The following is a 22473-nucleotide window of genomic DNA, read 5'->3' on the forward strand; positions in this document are numbered from 1 at the left end:
AATGCTATGACTTATGGATGGGGGGCGTTATGTCCGAAGCTTCAAACGGGTTTGACTTTATCGTGATTGGTGGCGGCTCTGCCGGGTGTTTGATGGCCAATCGGTTGAGCGCGGATCCAGCCAACCGGGTGCTGCTTCTGGAGGCTGGCAAGCCGGACACCTATCCGTGGATTCACATTCCCGTCGGCTATCTTTACTGCATCGGCAACCCACGGGCCGATTGGATGTACAAGACCGAGCCGGACAAAGGTTTGAACGGGCGGAGTCTTTTGTATCCGCGCGGAAAAACGCTGGGTGGATGTTCGTCGATCAACGGCATGATCTATATGCGCGGTCAGGCGCGTGATTACGACAATTGGGCTGCGTTGACCGGCGAAGAGGCCTGGAACTGGGAAAATTCTCTGGTCAATTTCAAGGCGCATGAAGACCATTACAAGCTGGATGATGGCGCCGATCCGGTCACCGGTGACAACAGCCGATTTTCCGATATGCATGGCCACGGCGGCGAATGGCGGATCGAAAAGCAGCGCCTGCGCTGGGACGTTCTGGACAGCTTTGCCGATGCTGCGGTGGAGACCGGCATCCAGAAAACCGACGACTTCAACAGTGGCGACAATGCCGGTGTCGGCTATTTCGATGTGAACCAGCGGTCCGGCTGGCGTTGGAACACATCCAAGGCATTTTTGCGCCCGGCAAAACAACGCCCCAACCTGACTATCTGGACCGAAGCACAGGTTGAAAAGCTTGTCTTTGACAAGGCGGACGACGGCAAACTGCGCTGTGTCGGGGCCAAGGTTCAGCGTGCGGGCACATCCACCGTCGTCAAAGCCACGCGCGAGGTGGTTTTGTCTGCCGGGGCGGTGAATTCGCCGCAGATCCTTCAGCTTTCGGGGATTGGTCCGGCTGAATTGCTGAAGGCACATGGCATCGACGTGGTCATGGACCAGCCCTTTGTCGGTGAGAACCTGCAAGACCATTTGCAAATCCGGGCGGTGTTCAAGGTCAAGGGCACAAGCACCATGAACACCCTGGCCAATTCCATGATCGGAAAGGCCAAGATCGGGTTGGAATATCTGTTCAAACGGTCAGGCCCGATGAGCATGTCACCCAGCCAGCTGGGCGCCTTCACCCGGTCTGATCCCTCGCGCTCTCATGCCAATCTGGAATATCACGTACAGCCGCTCAGCCTTGAGGCTTTTGGCGATGATCTGCATGATTTTCCGGCGATGACCGTCAGTGTCTGCAACCTGAACCCCACCAGCCGCGGCCATGTGCGCATTGCCTCTGCCGATTTCCGGGATGCGCCGAAAATCGCCCCCAACTATCTCGACACTGAAGATGATCGAAAGGTGGCAGCAGACAGCCTGCGTCAGGTGCGTGAAATCATGGCGCAATCGGCGATGCAGCCCTATGAGCCCGAGGAATACAAACCCGGCATTCAATACCAGAGCGACACGGATCTGGCCCGGCTTGCCGGCGATATTGCCAGCACGATTTTCCACCCCGTCGGCACCGTCAAAATGGGCCGCGCGGACGACAACACCGCTGTTCTGGACCCGCATCTGCGGCTCAAGGGTGTTGCGGGACTGCGCGTCGTTGATGCCTCTGTCATGCCAGAGATTACCAGCGGCAACACCAATTCCCCCACCATCATGATCGCGGAAAAAGCGGCAGGCTGGATTTTGGCGGGTCAATAACCCCGATCATCAAAAACATGAGAAGCCTTTCTGGAGGTCACATGCGAAATTCGTTTTCCCAACTGCCGCTTACCGGTGTGAAAGTCGTGGATTTTGGCCAGTATATTGCGGGCCCCGCTGTTGCGATGCTTCTTGGCGATCTGGGGGCCACGGTCGTGCATATTGATCCGCCTGCGGGCGCGATGTGGGACAGCCCGGCCAATGCCACGTTGAACCGGAACAAGGTCATCGTGAACCTGGATCTGAAAACCGAAGACGGGTTGGAACAGGCGCTGGCGCTCTGTGCCGAGGCCGACATCATCGTCGAGAATTTCCGCCCCGGCAAGCTGGCCAAGCTGGGTATTGATTTCGCCGCCATGCGCGCGGAGCGGCCAGAGCTGATCACCATTTCGGTGCCGGGGTTTGCCTCGAACGATGCAGAGCGCCGCGAATTGCGCGCCTATGAAAGCATTGTCGCGGCCAGTTCGGGCGTCTTTACCGACATGGGGCTGAACCGGGTTCTGATGGGGTTGAACCCGTCGTTTTCGCCGCTGCCGCTGGCCTCGGCCTATGCGTCACAGATCGCCGCTTCGGCCACGGTGCTGGCGCTGCAATCGCGTCAGGTCACCGGCCTTGGCGATCAGATCGAGGTGCCGCTTGCCGCCGCCGTGATGGAGGGGCTGTGCTATAACTCGATCAAGGTTGACGGGATGCCCGAACGCTATCTGACCCAGCGCGAGATGGAGATAGAGCGCCGCCGTATCGAAGGTCTTCCGATGAATGTCAGCTATGAAGAGCTGCAAGAGCTGATGGACCCGTTTTTCCGCAGCTACATGTGCAAGGACGGGCGCATGTTCTATGTGGTCTGCCCCAGCCACAAGAACCATGCGCGCCGCTGTCTTGAGGTGCTGGGCATCTATGATGAACTGCTGGAAGAGGGGCTGACATCCGAGGAAAACACCTATCGGCCGTGGTCGGAGTGGGAACATAAAACCTCGCTCGGGGTGTATCCGATGCCCAAGGACTGGGCCGACAAGATCTCGGAGCGGATGAAAGAGGTCTTTATGACCCGCACCTCGCACGAGTGGAAAAAGATGTTTGGTCGCGGGCTTATTCCGGGCGCGCCGCAACGGTGGCTGCAAGAGTGGATTCACGACGAATATGCCGAAGCCTCTGGTTTGATGATCGACGTATGGGATCCTGTTTATGGGGAAATGACCCAACCCGGTCCCGTCGTATGGATGGAGGAAAGCGGCGAAGAGGCGCTGAAACCCGAACCGCGCCGCTGGGTGGAATACGACGAGGCGCTGAAGATTCTAAGGAAGATCCGCACCGAAATCCCCGAAGTGACAGAGGACGCGGTGCCGGACGGATGGCTGTCGGGGGTGCGTATTCTGGATCTGTGCAACGTGATCGCGGGGCCGCATTTGGCCAGCTATCTGGCGCGTTTCGGGGCCGAGGTGATCAAACTGGAACCGGCAGAGCCGATGTATGACAGCTGGAACACCGTCATCTATGGCATGTCGCAAATGCGCGGCAAACGGTCCATCCTGGCGGACATCACATCCCGCCACGGGCGGCAGGTGTTCGAAGATCTGGTGAAATCCGTTGATATCATTGTCTGGAATGCCCCCGACAACCAGATCAAGAAGATGGGGCTGGACGCCGACAATCTGCGCAAGCTCAATCCCGACGCGCTGTTCTGCAAGCTGGATTGTTTCAGCGGTGTGCGGCGCGGCGCCCGAACGGATTACATCGGCTATGACGATCTGGTTCAGGCGGCAACGGGCATCATGCTGCGCTTTGGCGGCGCGATGGACCGCCCCGAGGAACACGCCCATGTCGGCACGATCGACGTGATGTGCGGTTTCGGTGGTGCCCTGGCTGTTGCGGCGGCGCTTTATCAGAAACACCGCCATGGCCGCATTGGTCGCGGGCGCACGTCGCTGACCGCCAACAGCGGATTGTTGCAGGTGCCGTTTGCCTATGACTACCGGGGCAGGGGGCTTTTTGATGAACCTTCCGGCCCGGAGGCAAGCGGCTATAACGCGCTTGCACGGTTCTATAGTACGGCGTCGCAATACATCCTGCTCAGCGCCTATGAGGGCGATCTGCCGTTGTTCCGCAATGTCGAGGGGCTGGAACAGCTGCCGGATTTGCCAGAGGAAGAGCGCGCCGCGTTTTTGGCAAATGCCTTTCAATTACAGCCCGCGACGGAATGGGTCGCACGTTTGCAAGCCGCAGATGTCGGTGCGGTGATCTGCGAAAACCTCGATTCGCTTCGGGCGCAAAACCTGCGCGATGCGGATGGCACAGCCGGAACCGAAAACGGCAGCTATTCGTTTTCAAGATACCCCGATCACCCAAGCGGCCATGAGGTTATCCAGCTTGACCCCTATGCCGTGCGATCCGCGCGTGCAAAAGTGGTTGCCGTGGCCCCAGCCGAGAAATTCGGCGCGTCGACCCGCGCAATCCTTTCGGAACTCGGCTACGCAGAAAGCGCGATAGAGGCGATACTCAAATCCGGAAATCTGACCGATTCCTGGAGCGAAGAATACCTGCCAAGTTGATCGGATCATGTGTTTGCCGCGCATCCGGGCAAGCACCAGGGACGCACAGCGACGGGTATTGACCAACGCCAATGCCCGAATTCCCAGCCAGCCGCATGAATTGATCGGTCACGTGATGACACATCACGTGGGAGGGCCGATTGCGCCTGGCGTTCACCAGCCATTCAGGAGGAAACATGGCCAATAAACCCCCATTGATGGAATTACCTATCCGAACCGCAGAGCGCGGATTTTACGCTGGTTTCAGCAAAGATGTCGCGATCACATCCAAAATTCTGATTGCGGCTCTGATCGTCTGGGCCATTGCGGTGCCAGAGAAAGCAGCGACAATCCTTGGCGATCTCAACGGGTCTTTGCTTGGGACATTTTCAAGCTGGTATATCTACGTCGTCGCGCTTTTCCTGATTGTGTGTATCGTTCTGGCGCTGATCCCCAGCACGGGCCGTCTGAAACTTGGGCTGGATGGGGATACACCGGAATTTTCCAGTTTCTCCTGGTTTTCGATGATGTTCGGCGCGGGCATCGGCATTGGCATGCTGACCTTTGCAACCGCCGAACCGATGTATCATTTTGCCACAAACCCCAATGTGATCATGGGCGAAACCGGCGCCTCGGCCGCCGATAATGTCAACAACGCCTATCTTTGGTCATTCCTGCATTGGGGGTTTTCCGCTTGGGCATGTTACGCCATCGTTGGGCTGTCGCTGGCGTATTTTTCCTATCGCCGCAACCTGCCTCTGACCATCCGCTCTGCGCTGACGCCGCTGTTCGGCGAGAAGCTCTCTGGTATCCTGGGCCATGTCGTGGATGTTGTCGCCGTGGTGGCCACCATTCTGGGCGTGGCACAGACGCTTGGTTTCGGGGTCGAGCAATTCGTATCCGGTCTGCACCGGATCGGTTTTGGTGACTGGCTTATTGTTGCGGACACCGGCGCGCCGTCCACGGCCGGTGTGATCACCGCGCTTTTGATCATCATGGGCGCCTCCACCTTGTCGGCGTTGTCGGGCGTTGGCAAAGGCATCAAATGGCTTTCCAACATCAACATGGGGCTGAGCTTCTTCTTGCTCGCGTTCTTCTTGGTGTTCGGGTCCACATTCTTTGGTTTGACCGCGCTCGTAGAGGGGCTGTTCACCTACATCATCCAATTGCCGAAATTGCTGTTCACCGTTTGGACATCTGATGGCGTCGAGGGCAGCGAAGCCGCGCAGCTGGCAAGCTGGCAGGGCGGGTGGTCTGTTTTCTATTGGGCGTGGTGGATCGCATTTGCGCCGTTTGTCGGGGTGTTCCTTGCCCGGATCTCGCGGGGCCGTACCCTTCGTGAATACATTCTGGGTGCGATCATTATTCCCTCCATCATGTGTTTCGTCTGGTTCACCATTGTGGGGGGCACAGCGATTGATCTGACCCTGAACGGCGGCGCAGGCGATGCAATTTCCGGTGCGGGGCAACAGAACCAGCTGTTTGCGATGCTTGATTTCATCCTTGGGTCCGGGGCGGCCTGGGTGATGGCGGTGATCGTTGTTGTCTTGTTGCTGACCTATCTGGTGACAACCGCGGATTCCGCGATCCTGATCGTCAACACCATCAACGCCGCCGGCGCAGAGAAGCCCTCTGGCCGGCCGCACATCATCTTCTGGGGTGTGGCACTGTCCCTGGTTGTGGGCGGGTTGCTGATCGCGGGCGGTGTCGGGGCGATCCAATCCGCCATGGTGATCGGCGCGTTGCCATTTTCGCTGGTGATGGGGTTGATGTGCGTTTCCCTTGTCAAAGCGATCTGGAAAGACGGCATCCGCGAGAGAAACGGAGTGCAGGCAGTTCATTCCGAAGACTGATCTTTGAAGGGGGGCTCTAGGGCCCCCTTTTTTTATCGGCTAATTGCCTGCGGGTCCTGGGGCGGGCAGGTGGGGCTGACCCATTGGGTGCAGATCGCACGGTCACACAGGGGGCGCGCTCAGGTCGCGCGCAATCAATGCGACCATGACCTGATGGCTGACCTGTCACATGATTCCATCAAAGGCGCTGCAATCACGCTGGCGTGCCAGACGCCGTGACAGCTGGGCCAAGCCCGCGTTCCCCGTCTGTGGGGCGCGATTTCCCCATCCGGGCGTGTTAGTTGAATTCGGTAAATGGCTGGGATGGTAGGATTCGAACCTACGGTACACTGTACCAAAAACAGTTGCCTTACCACTTGGCTACATCCCAACTGTGCGGGTCTCATTAAGCAAATCGTCAAAGGGGTTCAAGCCCTGTTGTACGAAAAACGATGCTTTTTGCAGGATTTGTTATACGGCGAATTTCGACCGAAATCCTGCACCGCCACAAGCCGGGCTTTTGCGGCGAACCAAGCCCCGGTTGCAGGGTTTTTTTCGCTTCTTATGGGCCGAAGTCGAAAAAAGCCCGGTTGCACAATGATTTTGCCTTGACGCGCCCCGGCTGCTGTCTTAATTCCGCCGGGCCTGTGGCGGAGTAGCTCAGTTGGTTAGAGCAGCGGAATCATAATCCGCGTGTCGGGGGTTCAAGTCCCTCCTCCGCTACCATTATTTCCCTCAAAGATCGTGACATTGAACCGGCTGAAAAGCCGCTTTGACCTGTGGGCCAATCGGGCTTGGGGTTTGGGCCATTTTGCCGGGCTTCGTGTTCCGACACATCCACGACCGATGTACTGGCGTGGGCCAATTGCAGGTCAGGGCGGTGGCATGCGCGACTCGCGTGACCTGCGCTCCAAGACCTCGACACATAAAACAGTTGGCAGATGCCGGGCGATTTCGGACCAGGAATCGCCGGCGGAAAAACTGGCAAAGATCGATCCGGAATTGGTGCCGAAATATACCCCGGCAGGCGAGGATCCGTCGGTGGCCATGGCCTGGCGCAGCACGGTGAAATAGCAGTTTTCCACCGGCAGGCCGGTTTGCTTCTTTGTCCATGTGTCGCCGCCGTCGGTTGATTTCCATATCGCGGCCGAGGCCCCGGGCGGAAAGCGCCCTTGGGAATCGCCGTTCAACGGCAATGTCCCGATCATGCGGCTGTCAGTTTTTCCCAAGTGGTGCCGCCATCTTTGCTGGCAAACAATTGGGCCGGTTTTGCCCCGGCGTAGATGGCGTGCGGCGTGTGGTGCACGGACCAAAGCGCGTCGATTTGGCCACTGAAGGGCGCGGGCGGGGCGGGGGACTTGTCAAAAAAACGGGCCGCTTCGGGATCGTTGCGCATCCATTCGTCCAGCTGACCATCGGCAAGTTTGCTAAGGGTCCAGGTTTGCCCGCCATCGTCGGCTCGCCAGACACCTGCGCCAAAGAATTCGCCGCCACCGGCCGCCCAAATGGTGCCGGTTTCGGGATCGCTGGTCATGTGGTTGATGCGCCAGCCGTCACAGAATGGGCCGGTGACGGACCATTGCTGGCGGTCCGCATTGCCGTTCAACAGGAACGCGCCTTTGTTGGTGCCGATCAACAGGGTTGTCTCAGCCATGGGGGCCTCCGTCCGCGCCAGTTGCCACCAGACTATCACAGCGCGGTCTTGCAACCTAAGGGCGGGTGTTCAGACGCCCTGCAGTGTCAGGGAAAAAGTGCGTTGCGCCCCCGCAGGTGGCTTGGGAAAGGGCGCGGCGCGGCGGATCACGCGCAGCGCGGCATTGTCCAGCTTGCCCGACCCAGAGCTGCGGGTCACCCGTGCGGCGGCCAACCGGCCATTGGCGGCAATCGTGAATTGCACGCGCACTTTGCCTTTGACACCGGTCTTTAGCGTTCCGGCCCGGCGCAAGCGGGCCATCACCTTGCCGGGGTAATTTGCCGCCGCCGCATTGCCCGGCTTCACCGCTTGTTTTCGCGCAGGAGTGGCTGTGCTGGCGGCGCGGTTTGTGCCGGTGGCCTGGGCCGCACCGGCGCGGGTGGTGGTTTTGGCCGTGCCGCGCGGCGTTTGCGTCGTGGCGGTCTTTTTCGGGCGGTTGGGCGCGGGTGGCGCGACCTGTTCGAATCCGGGCGGGCGGATTTTCGGCCGCAGGGAGGCATGGGGGTCGGCGGTTTCGGGCGTTTGCGCAGTGATGAGTTCAGAGCCTTTGGGGCTGACAGCTGGCTCTGTGCTGACAGGCGGTTCTGTGGCCACCGGGGGGCTTGGCCGTTCGGCTTTGTTGGGATTGCCAGATTGATTGGCCGTGATCGAACCGGCCATCGGCGCGGGTGCAGGGGCCATTGCGCGCGCGGGGGCCATGGCCGCAGAAACGGCGGGTGGTGCTGCCTGTGCCACCTGCGGCTCTGGTGCATCGACTTTGGGATATGTCGCCGGGGCGGGCGCGGTGGCGCCTGTGCGTGCCGCTTGCGGCCGCGGGGCGGGTGCCAGCGGTGCCAGCTCCGCCCTTTCCGGCGCGGGGGCCGCGGTCACCCTGTCGGGTGTGACGCTTTGTGTCACGGGGGCGGTGTTCGTTTTGGCCAGATCGGGGGCTGGGGCAAATGTGTCCATCGCGACGGGCGGATGTTGTGCCGCATTCAGGGGCGGCAGGGGCGGGGCGGCCTGGGCCACGTCGGGGCGATCGGCCTGCGCCTTGGTCGGGGTGGCGGTCAGTGTCCCTTCGGACAAATCGGCAAAGCTGTTGCCCAATTGGACCGCCACATTGGCCCCGCCCCCCGCGATTTCCACGGGCTGCGAAGATGGCAGAAACGCCCAGATCAAAAACCCGTGCAGCGCCACGGCAGAGAGCGCTGCGCCGATTTTGACAAACCCGGAGGTCAGGACCATCGCATGCCCTTTGGGGTCATGGCGACAAGGCGACCGGCCTCTGGCATGTGTTGACCGGTGGATGAACCGACACGCCTTTGCCGCGCAAACGGGGATGCACTACCGCTGTGCAATCCGGGGATCGGGGGCAAGAGGATCGAAGGGGCGCTCATCCGATCAGGCCGAGCGTGGCGCTGCGGCTGCTGACGGCCAAGCCGTCTTCGCAGGCGGTGGCGTCCAGATCCGGCGCATCGCAGGTCTGTGCGCCGTTGATCAGGATCTGGCTGATGCCGTCACAGGACAGCCCGGAAATCACGAATTGGCGGACGCGGGGGCGTGCGGCGGGCAGGGGGCCGAAATCAAACAGCGTCAATCGCTCGACCTGACCCGAGGTGTCAAACACCACCGCCTCATATACCGCGCGGTCAATATCCGCCGCATGGCCATTCTGGATCAGAAAGGTCAGCGTGCAATTGTCCGTCTGGCTTTGGGCGGTGTTCAGCTCGACCTGAACGCGCGGGCCGATAGCATCCTGCGCCTGCGCCACCGGCGCGGCAAAAGACAGACCGGCACAGATGGCACAACGGATAACATCGGCAACACGCATGGCAAAGATCCTGTCAGCAAGGCCCGGAACGGGCTTTTGCTGGATCTCTTACCCGGAATAGGCGGCAATTTCGATTCCGAATTCAGTCGCCGCTTTGATCGGACAGGCCCGAATCGGCACCGGAACGCGGATCATTTACTTGGTCAGGATCAATTTCCCGGCTTTGGTGATGCGCAGGGTATAAACCTTGCCGTCCAGCACGATACGCGCGGTGGCATTGTGCCCCACAAGCATCCGAGCGTCATAGGCCGGGCCGGCGTCGTCCGTGGTGTTTTGAAGCAGGTCCATGGGACGGGCAATCGCGTTCATCGGTCTGCCTCCAACCGGTCAAGCATGTCTTCCAGCCGCAATTCCGTCGGGAAAGATCCGCTGAGCGCGTTTTGCAAAAGGTCGTGCCAGGGTGGGGTGGGCAAGGTGATGCCACGGGTTTTCGGGCGCGGTTGGGCCATGTTCAGTCTCCAGTTACAAAGGGAACCGGGCTGTCCGTGCAGGATGGCTGGGTCTTGCGTATAAAGTTGACTGAAAAGATAAGGATTGTCAAGTCGAGCCGTTTTGCGACTTTGGGCGCATACAATCGGGACCCCGGGCCCCTGTGCGGTGCCCCGGTCAAACGCGTGGTCAGCTATTGGGTAACGCTGGCGATACGGGGCATATCGCCAGAGGTCCGGACCTTGTCCGCCCTCAGCGCCAGAAGCCTGCGGCAGTCTTCGATGGAAAGCCCCTGGCTAGGCTACCGCCTCCAGCAAAATGCGCGCGTAATCGGTTTGGGGGTTGGAAAACACCTGATCCGCCGGACCGGCCTCGACCACGTCGCCCTGTTTCATCACCATGACGTAATGTGACATGGCGCGCACGACCTTGAGGTCGTGACTGATGAACAGATAGGCCAGCCCGTATTTGCGTTGCAGGTCGCGCAGCAGTTCGACGATCTGCACCTGTACAGTCATATCCAACGCCGAGGTCGGTTCGTCCAGAACCACCAGTTTCGGGCGCAGGATCATGGCGCGGGCAATTGCGATCCGCTGACGCTGACCGCCGGAAAACTCATGCGGGTAGCGATCCATCATTGCGGGGTCCAGCCCGACCTCTGCCATCACCTCTGCCACGATGTCCCGCTCTGGGCGGGTGTCGCCGTCGGTGCCATGCACGCCCAGCCCTTCGGCGATGATCTGACCGGCGGACATGCGCGGCGAGAGCGAGCCAAAGGGATCCTGAAACACGATCTGCATTTCAGACCGTAATCGGCGCAGATTGCGGGTCGAGAATTGCCGCAGATCCTGACCGTCAAAGGTCATCCCACCTTCGGAGGCAATCAATCGCATCATCGCAAGCGCCAGCGTTGTCTTGCCAGAGCCGCTTTCGCCAACGATGCCGATGGTTTCCCCGGCACGTACCGAAAAGGTGGCGTCGTTCACCGCCTTCACATGGCCGACCGTGCGTTTCAGCAGCCCCTGCTGGATCGGGAACCAGATCTTCAGGTTCCGGGCTTCGGCCACCACAGGCGCATCCGGGGCAACCGGATCGGGGTGGCCCGTGCTTTCGGCGGCCAGCAATTTCTGGGTGTAGGGATGATTGGGATTGGTGAAAATTTCATCCGTCGGCCCGGTTTCGACGATTTCGCCATCCTTCATCACACAGACCCGATCAGCGATGCGGCGCACGATGCCAAGATCATGGGTGATGAACAACATGCTGAGGTTTTCTTTGGTCTTGAGGTCCGCCAGCAGGTCGAGGATCTGCGCCTGAATGGTCACATCCAGCGCGGTGGTCGGTTCATCCGCGATCAAGAGATGCGGGCCGTTTGCCAGCGCCATGGCGATCATCACCCGCTGGCGTTGCCCGCCAGACAGCTGATGGGGATAAGCGCCCAACCGGTCCTCTGGATTGCGAATGCCAACCTTGTGCAGCAGGTCGATGATGCGCGAACGCGCCTCCGCCCCGGTGACATTCTGGTGCAACTCCATGCTTTCACGCAGCTGTTTTTCCAGCGTGTGCAGCGGATTGAGCGATGTCATCGGTTCCTGAAAGATGAACGAAATGTCGTTGCCACGGATCTGGCGCAGGGTGCGTTCATCCGCGCCGACCATTTCGCGACCATCATAGGTCACAGACCCCGAAACATCCGATGACCCACCCAAAAGCGACACGGTCGACAGCGCCGTCACCGATTTGCCAGAGCCGGATTCCCCAACCAGCGCCACGGTTTCGCCGCGCGCGACCTCGAACGATACGCCTTTGACGGCGGCTGTGCGCTTGCCGTCCTGACGAAAGCCGACCTCAAGATTTTTGACCGTAAGCAGCGCCGTCATGCGAATGTTTTCCTTGGGTCGAATGCATCGCGTACACCTTCGAAGATGAAGACCAGAAGCGACAACATGAAGGCAAAGACAAAGAAAGAGGTGAAGGCCAGCCAGGGGGCCTGAAGGTTCTGTTTCGCCTGCAATGTCAGCTCGCCCAGCGAGGGCGACGACGATGGCAATCCAAAGCCGAGGAAGTCGAGAGAGGCCAGCGCACCAATGGTGCCGGTCACGATGAACGGCAGGAAGGTGACGGTGGCCACCATCGCATTGGGCAGCATGTGGCGGAACATGATGGTGATGTTGGACACGCCCAATGCCTTGGCCGCGCGAACATATTCCAGATTGCGGGCGCGCAGGAATTCGGCCCGCACCACACCAACCAGCGAGGTCCAGCCAAAGAGCACCATCAGGAACACCAGAAGCCAGAATCCACGTCCCAGAATCGCGAACAGGATGATGATGATATAAAGACTGGGGGTCGCGCCCCAGATTTCGATCACCCGCTGGAAGATAAGGTCAAGCCAGCCACCGAAATAACCCTGCAAGGCACCGGCAATGATACCGATGACCGAGGCCAGCGTCGTGACAATCAGCGTGAACAGGATCGACAGCCGGAAACCATAGATGATCCGGGCCAGCACGTCGCGTTTGGTGTCATCGGTGCCCAGCCAGTTCTGCCCGTTCGGGGGCAGGGGGGCCGCGCCGGGGCGATCCACGGGCGTGTCAAAGCTGTACGGGATGGGCGGCCAAAGCGCCCAGCCCTTGACGAAATCGCCCTCTGGCGTGCCACCGGCATCGACGGTTTCGATCATGCCTTCGGGGTCGTCCCAGCAGGCCTCAAGCCCGCCGGTGCGGATCAGGCATTTGACCTCGATATCGCGATAGATCGCTTCGGTCTTGAAATCACCACCAAAGGCGGTTTCGGGATAGAAATTGAACACCGGCGTGAAGATCTCGCCGCGATATTTGACCATGATCGGTTTGTCGTTTGCCAGAAACTCGGCAAAGAGCGTCAGACCAAAGACAAACAGAAAGATGATCAACGACCACAACGCGCGGCGGTTTTTCTTGAAATTGCGCCAGCGGCGCTGGTTGATCGGGGAAAGCGCCATGGTCTAGCCCTCACGCTTTTCAAAGTCGATGCGCGGATCGACAAAGACATACATCAGGTCGGACAGAATGCCGACCACAAGCCCAAGCAGGCCAAAGACAAACAGCGTGCCAAAGATCACCGGATAGTCACGGGCAACCGTGGCCTCAAACCCCAACCGGCCCAAACCGTCGAGCGAAAAGATGGTTTCGATGATGATCGAACCGCCAAAGAACACACCGATGAACACCGCCGGAAAACCGGCAATCACGATCAGCATGGCATTGCGGAAGATATGACCGTAAAGCACCCGGCTCTCGCTCAGCCCCTTGGCGCGGGCGGTGATGACATATTGTTTCTTGATCTCGTCCATGAAGCTGTTCTTGGTCAAAAGCGTCAATGTGGCAAAGGCCGAGATTGTCGAGGCAATCACCGGCAGCGCGATATGCCAGATGTAATCGCCGATCTTGCCAAACAAGCTGAGGCTGTCAAAATTTTCCGATGTCAGCCCGCGCAAGGGAAAGATCTGCCAATACGACCCGCCGGCGAACAGCACCAGCAACAGAATGGCAAACAAGAAGCCGGGAATGGCATAGGCCACGATGATCACGCCCGATGTCCAGGTGTCAAAGGCCGATCCGTCATGTACCGCCTTGCGAATGCCCAGCGGGATCGACACCAGATAGGCGATTAACGTCGACCAAAGGCCCAGCGTGATCGACACCGGCAGTTTTTCCACCACCAGCTCCAGCACGCCGATCGAGCGGAAATAACTCTCGCCGAAGTCGAGCCGCATGTAATTGCCCATCATGATCAGGAACCGTTCGCCCATGCCGATCGCTTCTTTGACGCAGGCGGGATCGGTCAGCGAAGGCGTGCCGGTGAACCCTTCTTCACAGACGATACGGGCAAAGCCGAATTCGATTTCCAGCTTTTCCAGGAACTCCTTGGGCAGCCCACGACCGCCCACATAATCGTTGTCTTCCGTTTCCGGCCCGGCACCGGATTCGCCACCGGCAAACCCGCCAAACACGTCACCTTCGCCTTCGAACTGGGCGATATATTGTTCAATCGGGCCACCGGGCACAAACTGAATCAGAGCGAAATTGATGATCATGATGCCCAGAAGGGTCGGAATGATCAGCAACAGCCGTCGTAGGATATAGGCGCCCATTTACTTCAGGATGCCTTTCGATTTCAGATCCGCTTCGCGGTCGGGGTCGATCCACCAGAAATCAAGATAACCCAGCGCATAAGGCGGCAGCGTTTCGGGATGGCGGTACATGTCATAGGCCGCCACCCAGTAATCGGCGATATAGCCGGTGGGCACGACAAAGAATTCATAGCGCAATGCCCGATCTAACGCGCGCAACGCAACATCCTGATCAGCCTGATTGTCAGTGACAAAGGAGGCTTCGATGATCGCATCGACCAGTGGGCTGGCCAGTCCGGCGGGGTTGAACAGGCTGAATTCAGCCTCCTGAGAGCCATACATCTGGCTGAGCCCGCCCCCGGTGGACAGGAAAGGATCGTAGGTCGTGGAATAGAGCATGTCGAAGTCACGTTCGCGGCGGCGGTCGGTGTATTGCGCCGGATCGACCTTGTCCAATTTCACATCAACACCGATCTGCGTCAGGTTCTGGGCATAGGTGTCATGCATCGCATCCACCGAATCCTGGATGTTGGACGGATAGAGCATGGTCAATTTCAGGGTCTGACCCTGTGCATTGCGGCGCACGCCATCATCACCGACAACCCAACCGGCCTCTTCCAGAAGTTTGGAGGCCTGACGCAGATTGCCGCGATCGTTCAGCCGCGAAGCACCCGAGGAATGCGACACGCGCACAGGCTCGCTCAGCAATTCCGGCGGCACCACATCGCCCAACCCCTGCAAGAAGGCCAGTTCTTCGCCTTCGGGAATATCCTTGGCCTCCAGCGGGGTGCCCTCGATAAAGGAGGAGCGCTGCGAATACAGGCCGTAAAGCAGCGATTCATTGGTCCATTCAAAGTTGAACGCCAGGGCAATTGCCTCGCGCACGGTTTTGTCCTGCAGGTTGGGCTTGCCCAGGTTGAAAACGAATCCCGTCGGATTGGGCGGATTGCCGTCCGGCAGTTCCATTTTCACGACCGAACCTTCATCCACCTTGGGAAAGTCATAGCCCGAGGCCCAGACCTTGGGGTCGCTTTCGACGCGGATGGTATATTCGCCGGCCTTGAAGGCCTCGAAGCTGGCGGTTTGATCAGAGAAATATTCCAGCCGGATCGAATCGTAATTGTAGCGACCCTTGTTGAACGGCAGATCCTTGCCCCAGTAATCGTCGCGGCGTTTGTAGACGATTCGGCGGTTGATGTCGTAATTGTCGAGCTTGTAAGGCCCTGATCCAATTGCCACCTCCAGCCGGGGTTCATCCAGACGGCGGGTTTCGTCCGCCTCGAACCAGGCTTTGGAAAACGCAGGTGTCGAGCCCACAGTTTCAATCCGCGACCGTTTGGATGTTTCCGGGTTGAAGGTGAATTTCACCGTGTGATCATCCAGCGCCTCGGCGCTTGTCACCATGCGGCTGACGGCCTGCGCATACGACGGCAAGCCCTGGGTGATGAATAATTTGTGGGAATAGACCACATCCTCTGCGGTCACGGGCGTGCCATCCCAAAACGTCGCTTCGGGGCGCAGGTGGAAGATCACCCAATCCTTGCTTTCGGGGTATTCAAGGCTGTGGGCGAGAATCCCATAGTATTGCCCCACCGAATCTTCGACCGATTCAATCAGCTGATCATATTGGATCGAGGTCAGAGCCCCCGACCGCCCTTTGCGGGAATAGGGATTGAGGCTGTCGAATGTGCCGGTCGCGGCCAGGGTGATTTCCCCGCCCTTGGGCGCATCCGGGTTCACAAAGTCGAAATGCGCATAGTCTGGCGGATAGTCGAGATTGCCAAAATAGGAATAGCCGTGGCTTTTGATGACTGTGGTGTCGTCGGATGCCGCATCCTGACCAAAGGCAGAGGTGGCAAGACTGGCGGCCAGACCCGCCACAAGTATCAATCCGCTCAGCGCAGTCACCGCTCTTGGCAGGGCCACGGGCCGGGGGCGGGCTGCGGCCTGTGCCTTTGGGGTTTGAAGGGGCTGGCGGGGCTTGATCATGGAATCCTCCGAAACTGGACATGCCAAAGATGTGGCCAATACTCTGTTGTTATTACGGTAGATGGCCAGAGAGTCCTTATTCAAGTTGATATTCCGTGATCGACGGTGATCACGGCCAATTGGCAAAGAAAAAGCCGCTGCACCGGGGTGCAGCGGCCGAATAGCTTGTGTTTTTGGCAGTGATCAGTTGTCGAGACTGTCCAGCCAAGCCACGATATTGGCGCGGTCCTCAGGCTTTTTCAAACCGGCAAAGGACATTTTGGTGCCCGGTGCAAATCCCTTGGGATTGGCCAGGAAACCGTCAAGCGCCTCGGGGGTCCAGACATCGGCCACCGCAACAAGCGAGCCGGAATAGCCGAAACCTTCTTCGCTGCCGACCGTGCGGCCAACAACGTCATAAAGCGACGGTCCGGTGCTGTTCACACCGTCTTCGATTTTGTGACAAGCCCGGCATTTGCCGTACACTTTTTCGCCCTTGGCGATGTCGGCGCTGGCCAGCAATTCGGCGAATGTCGGGCCTTCGGCCACATCGCCACCGCCGGACTCTTCGCCGGTGTCGATCACATATGCCTGTTCAGCGTGGTCGCCATGGCCACCACCGGTATGATAAAGCTCTTCAGCGGCCCATTTGCCCAAGAGGAAGATCAGGAATGCTCCGCAGAAGCCACCCAGAATCTTGGTCGAGGTCATTGTATCCATAACACGCGCGTCCTTACGTCCGATCCTTGCTTCGGGTCTTACGTCTTCCCCTTGCCGGTGGCAAGGTATAGAAGCCGCGACGAAACGCCCATCTCATGCTGAAACCGGGCCAAAAAGACGGAAAAATACCATGAACGGACGTATTGCCTTTCAGGGCGAACCGGGGGCCTACAGTCATGAGGCCTGTCGTGATGCACGTCCCGACATGGAGGCGCTGCCCTGTGCCAGTTTTGACGATGTGATTGCGGCGGTGACATCGGGGGCGGCGGATCTGGCGATGTTGCCGGTGGAAAACACCACGTATGGCCGGGTGGCCGACATTCACCGCCTGTTGCCGGAAAGCGGTCTGCATATCGTTGATGAGGCTTTTGTGCGGGTGCATGTCAGCCTGATGGCGCATCCCGGTGTGACAATCGAAGACATTCAAAAAGTGCGCGCCCATCTGGTGTTGTTGCCGCAATGTGCATCGTTTTTGAAACAGCACGGCATTCACGGGGAATCAGCCGCCGACAGCGCCGGCGCCGCGGCGGAATTGGCGGTCAGCGGGGACCGCACATCGGGCGTGCTGGCCTCGGACATGGCGGCGGAAATTCACGGGCTGGAGATTCTGGCCCGTCATATCGAAGATCACGCCCATAACACCACCCGGTTTCTGTTGATGGGACGCGAGGCCAATATGGCGCGGCGCGGCGATCACGGCATGCTGACGACATTTGTGTTTCAGGTGCGCAACATCCCGGCGGCGCTGTACAAAGCGATGGGCGGTTTTGCCACCAATGGCGTCAATATGACCAAATTGGAAAGCTATATGGTGGGCGGATCGTTCACCGCGACGCAGTTTTATGCCGACATCGAGGGGCATCCCGAAGATCCGGCCGTGGCACGGGCGTTGGAAGAATTGGATTATTTCACCGATATGCTGGAAATCCTCGGCACCTATCCGCGCGACCCGCGCCGGGATTGAAACGCGGCGTGCGGCGCGGTTCAGATCAGCAATCCGGCCGCGCCTTCGTGGCGAAGTAACCAGACCTTGGTTTCCACGCCACCCGCGCCGGAAAAACCGCCAAGCCCGTTTGCCGCAAGTATGCGGTGGCAGGGGATCAGCACCGGAATGGGGTTGGCGCCGCAGGCCTGACCAATTGCCTGGGCGGGCGCGCCAAGCTCGCGGGCCAAATCGCCATAGGTGCGGGTTTCGCCAAAGGGAATGCGCGTCATCGCAGCGCAGGTGCGTTTGACAAGATCCGAACCTTGGGGCGCAAACGGCAGGTCGAATTCCGTGATTTCGTTTGAGAAGTAGGCGTTCACCTGTATTTCGGCCCGGTCCAACAGATCCGACGCATTCCTGTCACCGCCGCGCCACGAGACCGACGAAATCGCGCCATCGGTCTCGGTCAAGGTCAGATATCCGACCGGTGTTTTTATCGCGCGTTCTGGCATGGGATCAGATTGGCCTTTGCCGGGGCAAGGCACAATCCGATTCCTGCTGTTTCACTTAGGCGCTTTCGAGCTTGTCCTGCGTCTTGGTGTCGAAATCCGATGCCGCGTGACGTTCGTGCAGCTGCGTCTCAGGCTCGCCAAACAGGCGGTTCACCTTGCGTCCGCGCTGAACCGCGGGGCGTGCGTCGATCCGTTTGGCCCAGTCCACAACATTGGTGTAGCTGTCGACGTCCAGGAATTTGCCGGCATTGTACTGGCGCCCCAGCACTAGATTGCCGTACCAGGGCCAGATCGCGATATCGGCGATGGTATAGGTGCCGCCCGCCATCCAATCCTTGTCCGCGAGGTGCCGGTCCAATACGTCCAGCTGGCGCTTGACCTCCATTGCGAAGCGATCAATCGGATATTGCCATTTTTCCGGCGCATAGGCGTAGAAATGGCCGAACCCGCCGCCCAGATATGGCGCGCTGCCCATCTGCCAGAACAGCCAGGACAGCATTTCGGCGCGATCGCCGGGATCCTTGACCTGAAACGCGTTGTCGAATTTTTCCGACAGATGCATCAGGATTGCGGCGCTTTCGAACACGCGCACCGGTTTGTCGCCCGAGCGGTCGATCAGGGCCGGGATTTTGGAGTTCGGGTTGATTTCGACAAAGCCGGACCCGAATTGATCGCCGTCGCCAATGCGGATTGGCCAGGCATCGTATTCGGCGGCATATCCGGCCTCCAGCAACTCTTCGAACATGATGTTCACTTTTACCCCATTGGGCGTCGCCAGGGAGTGTAGCTGAAACGGATGCTCGCCGACCGGCAGCTCCTTGTCATGGGTTGCCCCGGCAATGGGCCGGTTGGTCGAGGCAAAAGTACCGCCGTTTTGGGCTTCCCATGTCCAGACTTCGGGGGGGGTGTAGGTATCGGTCATTGATCTATCCTTGGCTGCATCCAGTTGGGATGGGACGTAAGGCGCATGCCCACCGATCCCAAGGGGTGCACATCGAGTGTGCATTAATGTGGGGCTGGGGGGCGGTGGCATTGTTTTGGTTTGAAAATGCCGAGGCCGTGGCCCCAGTTGAAGAATGTGGCCCCAGTAGAGAAAAATAGGGGGCTTCGCCTCAGTTTTGAAAGGTTAGGGGGCTTCGCCCCCGGCCTTTGGCCTCCCCCAGGATATTTTTGAACAGAAGAAGCCGGGGAAGGCCAGATTTTTGGGCGGTCTTAGCTCAGCGCGTCGTTGCACCGTTTGCAGGTGGCGGGGTGGCTGTGGCTGCCAACGTCGGGCAGGATTTTCCAGCAGCGTTGGCATTTGTCGCCCTCGGCGCTTTCGAACACCACGCCCACACCGTCGATTTCCGGCAGGCGGAAGGCCTCGCTTGGTTGCGGGTCGCCGGTCAACGACATGCCGGAGGTGATGCAGATGTCGTCGAAGTCGACCGATTTCAACGCCGCCAGCATGTCCGGGGCACGCACATGCACCACCGGTGCCGCCTCAAGCGAGGCACCGATGACCTTGTTTGTGCGCTGCACCTCGAGCGCGGCGGTGACGGAGCGCCGAGCGCGACGGACCTGGGCCCATTTCGCCGCCAGCGGCTCGTCCAGCCAATCTGCGGGGGTATCGGGGAAATCGGCCAGGTGGACCGAGCTGTCCTCGCCGGGGAACCGTTCCAGCCAGACCTCTTCCATGGTGAAGACCAGCACCGGGGCCAACCAGGTGGTCAACCGCTGGAACAGGATGTCCATCACCGTGCGCGCCGCGCGGCGACGAGCGGTGTCGCCATCGCAGTACAGCGCATCCTTGCGGATGTCGAAGTAGAAGGCGCTGAGCTCAAGCGTGGCGAAGTTGAACAATTGCTGGAACACGCCCTGGAAATCAAAGGCGCTATAGCCTTTGCGCACGGCATGATCCAATTCGGCCAGCCGGTGCAGCACATAGCGTTCAAGCTCTGGCATATCGGCCGGGTCCATCCGGTCGCTTTCCTCGAAATGCGCCAGCGCCCCCAACATGAACCGCATGGTATTGCGCAGGCGGCGATAGCTGTCGGCCACACCTTTGAGGATTTCCGGCCCGATCCGTTGATCCGCAGTATAGTCGGTCTGCGACACCCAAAGCCGCAGGATGTCTGCGCCATATTGTTTCACGACCTGATCGGGCGCGATGGTGTTGCCGATGGACTTCGACATCTTGAACCCTTTTTCGTCCAGGGTCATGCCGTGAGTCACCACATTGCGATAGGGCGCGCGGCCCTTGGTGCCGCAGGCCTGCAACATCGAGGAATGGAACCAGCCGCGGTGTTGGTCGGTGCCTTCCATATAGACGTCTGCGATACCGTCTTCGGTGCCGTCTTCGCGGTCGCGCAGCACAAAGGCATGGGTCGAGCCGCTGTCGAACCAGACATCGAGGATGTCGAACACCTGATCCCAGTCGTCGGCGTTGTAGGCATCGCCGAGGAAACGTTCCTTGGCGCCATCCTTGTACCAGGCATCGGCGCCTTCGGCTTCGAACGCCTCAAGGATGCGGGCATTCACGGCTTCGTCGCGCAAGAGGTAATCATCGTCGGTCGGCAACGCGCCCTTGCGGGTGAAACAGGTCAGCGGCACGCCCCAGGCGCGCTGGCGCGACAGAACCCAATCGGGGCGGGTTTCGATCATCGAATAGAGCCGGTTGCGCCCGGTTTTAGGCGTCCAGTTCACCAATTGGTCGATGGACGTCAGGGCGCGTTCACGGATGGTGGTGCCATAGGTGTCCTGGCCATCGCCGACCGCTTTGTCGACCGCAGCAAACCATTGCGGCGTGTTGCGATAGATCACCGGCGCCTTGGAGCGCCAGCTGTGCGGGTAGGAGTGTTTGATCTTGCCACGCGCCAACAGGCCGCCGACCTCGACCAGTTTGTCGATCACGGTCTTGTTGGCATCGCCTTCGCCGCCTTTGCGGTTCAGGATGTATTTACCACCAAAGAACGGAAGGTCGGCGCGGAAACCGCCGTCATCCATCACGTTGTAGGTGATGACCTGTTCCAGCATGCCGAGATCGCGATAGAGTTCATATTCCTCCATCCCATGGCTGGGCGCGCAATGCACGAATCCGGTGCCTTCTTCGTCGGTGACGAAATCGGCGGCGCGGAAATCGCGGGGGGCATCCCATTCGCCATTGCTGCCTTCGGCACCCGCCAGCGGGTGTTGCAGCTTGCAATTAAAGAGAATTCTTTGATCAACATCTCTGACGCGCCGATATTGGTTCTCGCCAAGGCGTGCTTTAGAGAACGTCGCAGCTGCTAGTTTGTCGGAAAGAATGTACTTCTCGCCAACTTTGGCCCAGCACTCGTCAGGCGCTGCGGTTACTTCATACAGTCCGTAAGAAATGTCTTCTCCGTAAACAACGGCTTTGTTGGAGGGGATCGTCCAAGGCGTCGTCGTCCAAATCACGACATAAGCCCCTTCAATCTCTTTCCAATCTTTAATCGTTTCGTCGTAGTGTTGCCTAGCTTCCTCGCGTTGATGAGAAAGCGCAATCTTTCCGTAGTTGGCGGCGACTTCAGCGTTAGTCGTCGCGACGCGGAATTTCACCCAGATGGTGAAGCTGTCCTTGTCGTGATATTCCACCTCGGCTTCGGCCAATGCGGTTTTCTCGACCGGCGACCACATCACGGGTTTGGACCCCTGATAGAGCGTGCCGTTCATCAGGAATTTCTGGAACTCGGCGGCGATCACGCGTTCGGCGTGGAAATCCATTGTCAGATAGGGCTTGGGCCAATTGCCGGTGATGCCGAGGCGCTTGAACTCTTCCCGCTGTACATCGACCCAACCTTCGGCAAACTTCCGGCATTCCTGACGGAAATCAATGACGTCGATTTCGTCCTTGTTCTTGCCCTTCTTGCGGTATTGCTCTTCGATCTTCCATTCGATCGGCAGACCGTGGCAATCCCAGCCGGGGATATAACGCGCCTCATATCCCATCATCTGATGCGACCGAACGATCATGTCCTTGATCGTCTTGTTCAGCGCATGGCCGATGTGCAGATGGCCGTTGGCATAGGGCGGGCCGTCATGCAGGGTAAAGGGCTGGCGGCCCTCTGATTTGGCCCGCAGGCGGTCATAGACACCGATCTTTTCCCACCGGTCGAGCCATGTCGGCTCGCGTTTGGGCAGGCCTGCGCGCATCGGGAAATCGGTCTTCGGCAGGTTCAGGGTGTCTTTATAGTCGGCTTGGGGTGTTTCTGGCGTATCGGCGCACATTTTGGGCGTCCTTCGTCG

At 59.2% G+C, this 22473-nt stretch carries 18 protein-coding genes and 2 tRNA genes; 5 read left to right on the forward strand and 15 right to left on the reverse strand.

Translation table 11 applies throughout. The features are described from left to right. Positions 1–29 precede the first annotated feature (29 nt). The 3 genes from Q4577_RS02165 (at position 30) to Q4577_RS02175 (ending at position 6078) form a co-directional block, all read left to right on the forward strand. On the forward strand, positions 30–1697 hold the full coding sequence (locus tag Q4577_RS02165) for a GMC family oxidoreductase (protein WP_303466750.1): 1668 nt from the start codon (positions 30–32) through the stop codon (positions 1695–1697). Between the two features lie 41 nt (positions 1698–1738). Continuing rightward, positions 1739–4246, forward strand: coding sequence for a CoA transferase (locus Q4577_RS02170; protein ID WP_303466748.1), 2508 nt, complete (start codon positions 1739–1741; stop codon positions 4244–4246). Between the two features lie 176 nt (positions 4247–4422). Beyond that, positions 4423–6078: a BCCT family transporter gene (locus Q4577_RS02175; RefSeq protein WP_244691722.1), complete on the forward strand. Its 1656-nt coding sequence runs from the start codon at positions 4423–4425 to the stop codon at positions 6076–6078. A 295-nt stretch (positions 6079–6373) separates the two neighbouring features. Here Q4577_RS02175 and Q4577_RS02180 read toward each other — a convergent pair. After that, positions 6374–6448 (reverse strand) — tRNA-Gln (locus Q4577_RS02180). A gap of 258 nt (positions 6449–6706) precedes the next feature. Here Q4577_RS02180 and Q4577_RS02185 point away from each other — a divergent pair. After that, positions 6707–6783, forward strand: a tRNA-Met gene (locus Q4577_RS02185). Positions 6784–6929: 146 nt separating this feature from the next. Here Q4577_RS02185 and Q4577_RS23710 read toward each other — a convergent pair. From Q4577_RS23710 to Q4577_RS02235, 11 genes are all read right to left on the reverse strand, one after another. Next, the gene (locus tag Q4577_RS23710) at positions 6930–7265 is read right to left on the reverse strand and encodes a hypothetical protein (RefSeq protein WP_336623635.1); all 336 of its coding nucleotides are present in this window, start codon (positions 7263–7265) and stop codon (positions 6930–6932) included. Beyond that, complete coding sequence (locus tag Q4577_RS23715) at positions 7262–7711, reverse strand: hypothetical protein (RefSeq protein ID WP_336623634.1); 450 nt, start codon at positions 7709–7711, stop codon at positions 7262–7264. The genes Q4577_RS23710 and Q4577_RS23715 overlap by 4 nt, the downstream gene beginning before the upstream one ends. 69 nt (positions 7712–7780) lie before the next feature. After that, positions 7781–8974 carry a TonB family protein gene (locus Q4577_RS02195; protein WP_303466747.1) on the reverse strand — a complete coding sequence of 398 codons (1194 nt, stop codon included), beginning with the start codon at positions 8972–8974 and terminating at the stop codon, positions 7781–7783. 148 nt (positions 8975–9122) lie between these two features. Further along, a complete protein-coding gene (locus Q4577_RS02200) occupies positions 9123–9560 on the reverse strand; it encodes a hypothetical protein (protein ID WP_303466746.1) in 438 nt (145 codons plus the stop codon). A gap of 135 nt (positions 9561–9695) precedes the next feature. Continuing rightward, positions 9696–9869 carry a hemin uptake protein HemP gene (gene hemP / locus Q4577_RS02205; protein ID WP_303466745.1) on the reverse strand — a complete coding sequence of 58 codons (174 nt, stop codon included), beginning with the start codon at positions 9867–9869 and terminating at the stop codon, positions 9696–9698. Beyond that, on the reverse strand, positions 9866–10009 hold the full coding sequence (locus Q4577_RS02210; RefSeq protein ID WP_303466744.1) for a hypothetical protein: 144 nt from the start codon (positions 10007–10009) through the stop codon (positions 9866–9868). Before Q4577_RS02210 ends, hemP begins: the two co-directional genes overlap by 4 nt. Positions 10010–10285: 276 nt before the next feature. Beyond that, entirely contained in the window at positions 10286–11869 is a 1584-nt protein-coding gene (locus tag Q4577_RS02215; RefSeq protein WP_303466743.1) for an ABC transporter ATP-binding protein, read from the reverse strand. Beyond that, a complete protein-coding gene (locus Q4577_RS02220; protein ID WP_244691712.1) occupies positions 11866–12972 on the reverse strand; it encodes an ABC transporter permease in 1107 nt (368 codons plus the stop codon). Before Q4577_RS02220 ends, Q4577_RS02215 begins: the two co-directional genes overlap by 4 nt. A gap of 3 nt (positions 12973–12975) precedes the next feature. After that, positions 12976–14124, reverse strand: a complete 1149-nt coding sequence (locus tag Q4577_RS02225) for a microcin C ABC transporter permease YejB (RefSeq protein WP_303466741.1) — start codon at positions 14122–14124, stop codon at positions 12976–12978. Next, positions 14125–16092 carry an extracellular solute-binding protein gene (locus tag Q4577_RS02230; protein ID WP_303466740.1) on the reverse strand — a complete coding sequence of 656 codons (1968 nt, stop codon included), beginning with the start codon at positions 16090–16092 and terminating at the stop codon, positions 14125–14127. It lies immediately after the preceding gene. Positions 16093–16275: 183 nt separating this feature from the next. After that, positions 16276–16791 (reverse strand): cytochrome c family protein, encoded by a 516-nt coding sequence (locus Q4577_RS02235; protein ID WP_303466738.1) that lies wholly within the window; start codon positions 16789–16791, stop codon positions 16276–16278. Positions 16792–16921: 130 nt separating this feature from the next. Here Q4577_RS02235 and Q4577_RS02240 point away from each other — a divergent pair, with 130 nt between their 5' ends. Then, the gene (locus tag Q4577_RS02240; RefSeq protein ID WP_303466737.1) at positions 16922–17755 is read left to right on the forward strand and encodes a prephenate dehydratase; all 834 of its coding nucleotides are present in this window, start codon (positions 16922–16924) and stop codon (positions 17753–17755) included. 20 nt (positions 17756–17775) lie between these two features. Here Q4577_RS02240 and Q4577_RS02245 read toward each other — a convergent pair whose 3' ends face one another. The 3 genes from Q4577_RS02245 to ileS form a co-directional block, all read right to left on the reverse strand. Then, positions 17776–18228 carry a methylated-DNA--[protein]-cysteine S-methyltransferase gene (locus tag Q4577_RS02245; protein ID WP_303466736.1) on the reverse strand — a complete coding sequence of 151 codons (453 nt, stop codon included), beginning with the start codon at positions 18226–18228 and terminating at the stop codon, positions 17776–17778. 55 nt (positions 18229–18283) lie between these two features. Then, positions 18284–19150, reverse strand: a complete 867-nt coding sequence (gene yghU / locus Q4577_RS02250; protein ID WP_303466735.1) for a glutathione-dependent disulfide-bond oxidoreductase — start codon at positions 19148–19150, stop codon at positions 18284–18286. Positions 19151–19440: 290 nt separating this feature from the next. After that, positions 19441–22455: an isoleucine--tRNA ligase gene (gene ileS, locus Q4577_RS02255; RefSeq protein WP_303466734.1), complete on the reverse strand. Its 3015-nt coding sequence runs from the start codon at positions 22453–22455 to the stop codon at positions 19441–19443. Positions 22456–22473 lie beyond the last annotated feature (18 nt).

Source organism: Marinovum sp. 2_MG-2023 (genome assembly GCF_030548265.1).
Classification (GTDB): domain Bacteria; phylum Pseudomonadota; class Alphaproteobacteria; order Rhodobacterales; family Rhodobacteraceae; genus Marinovum.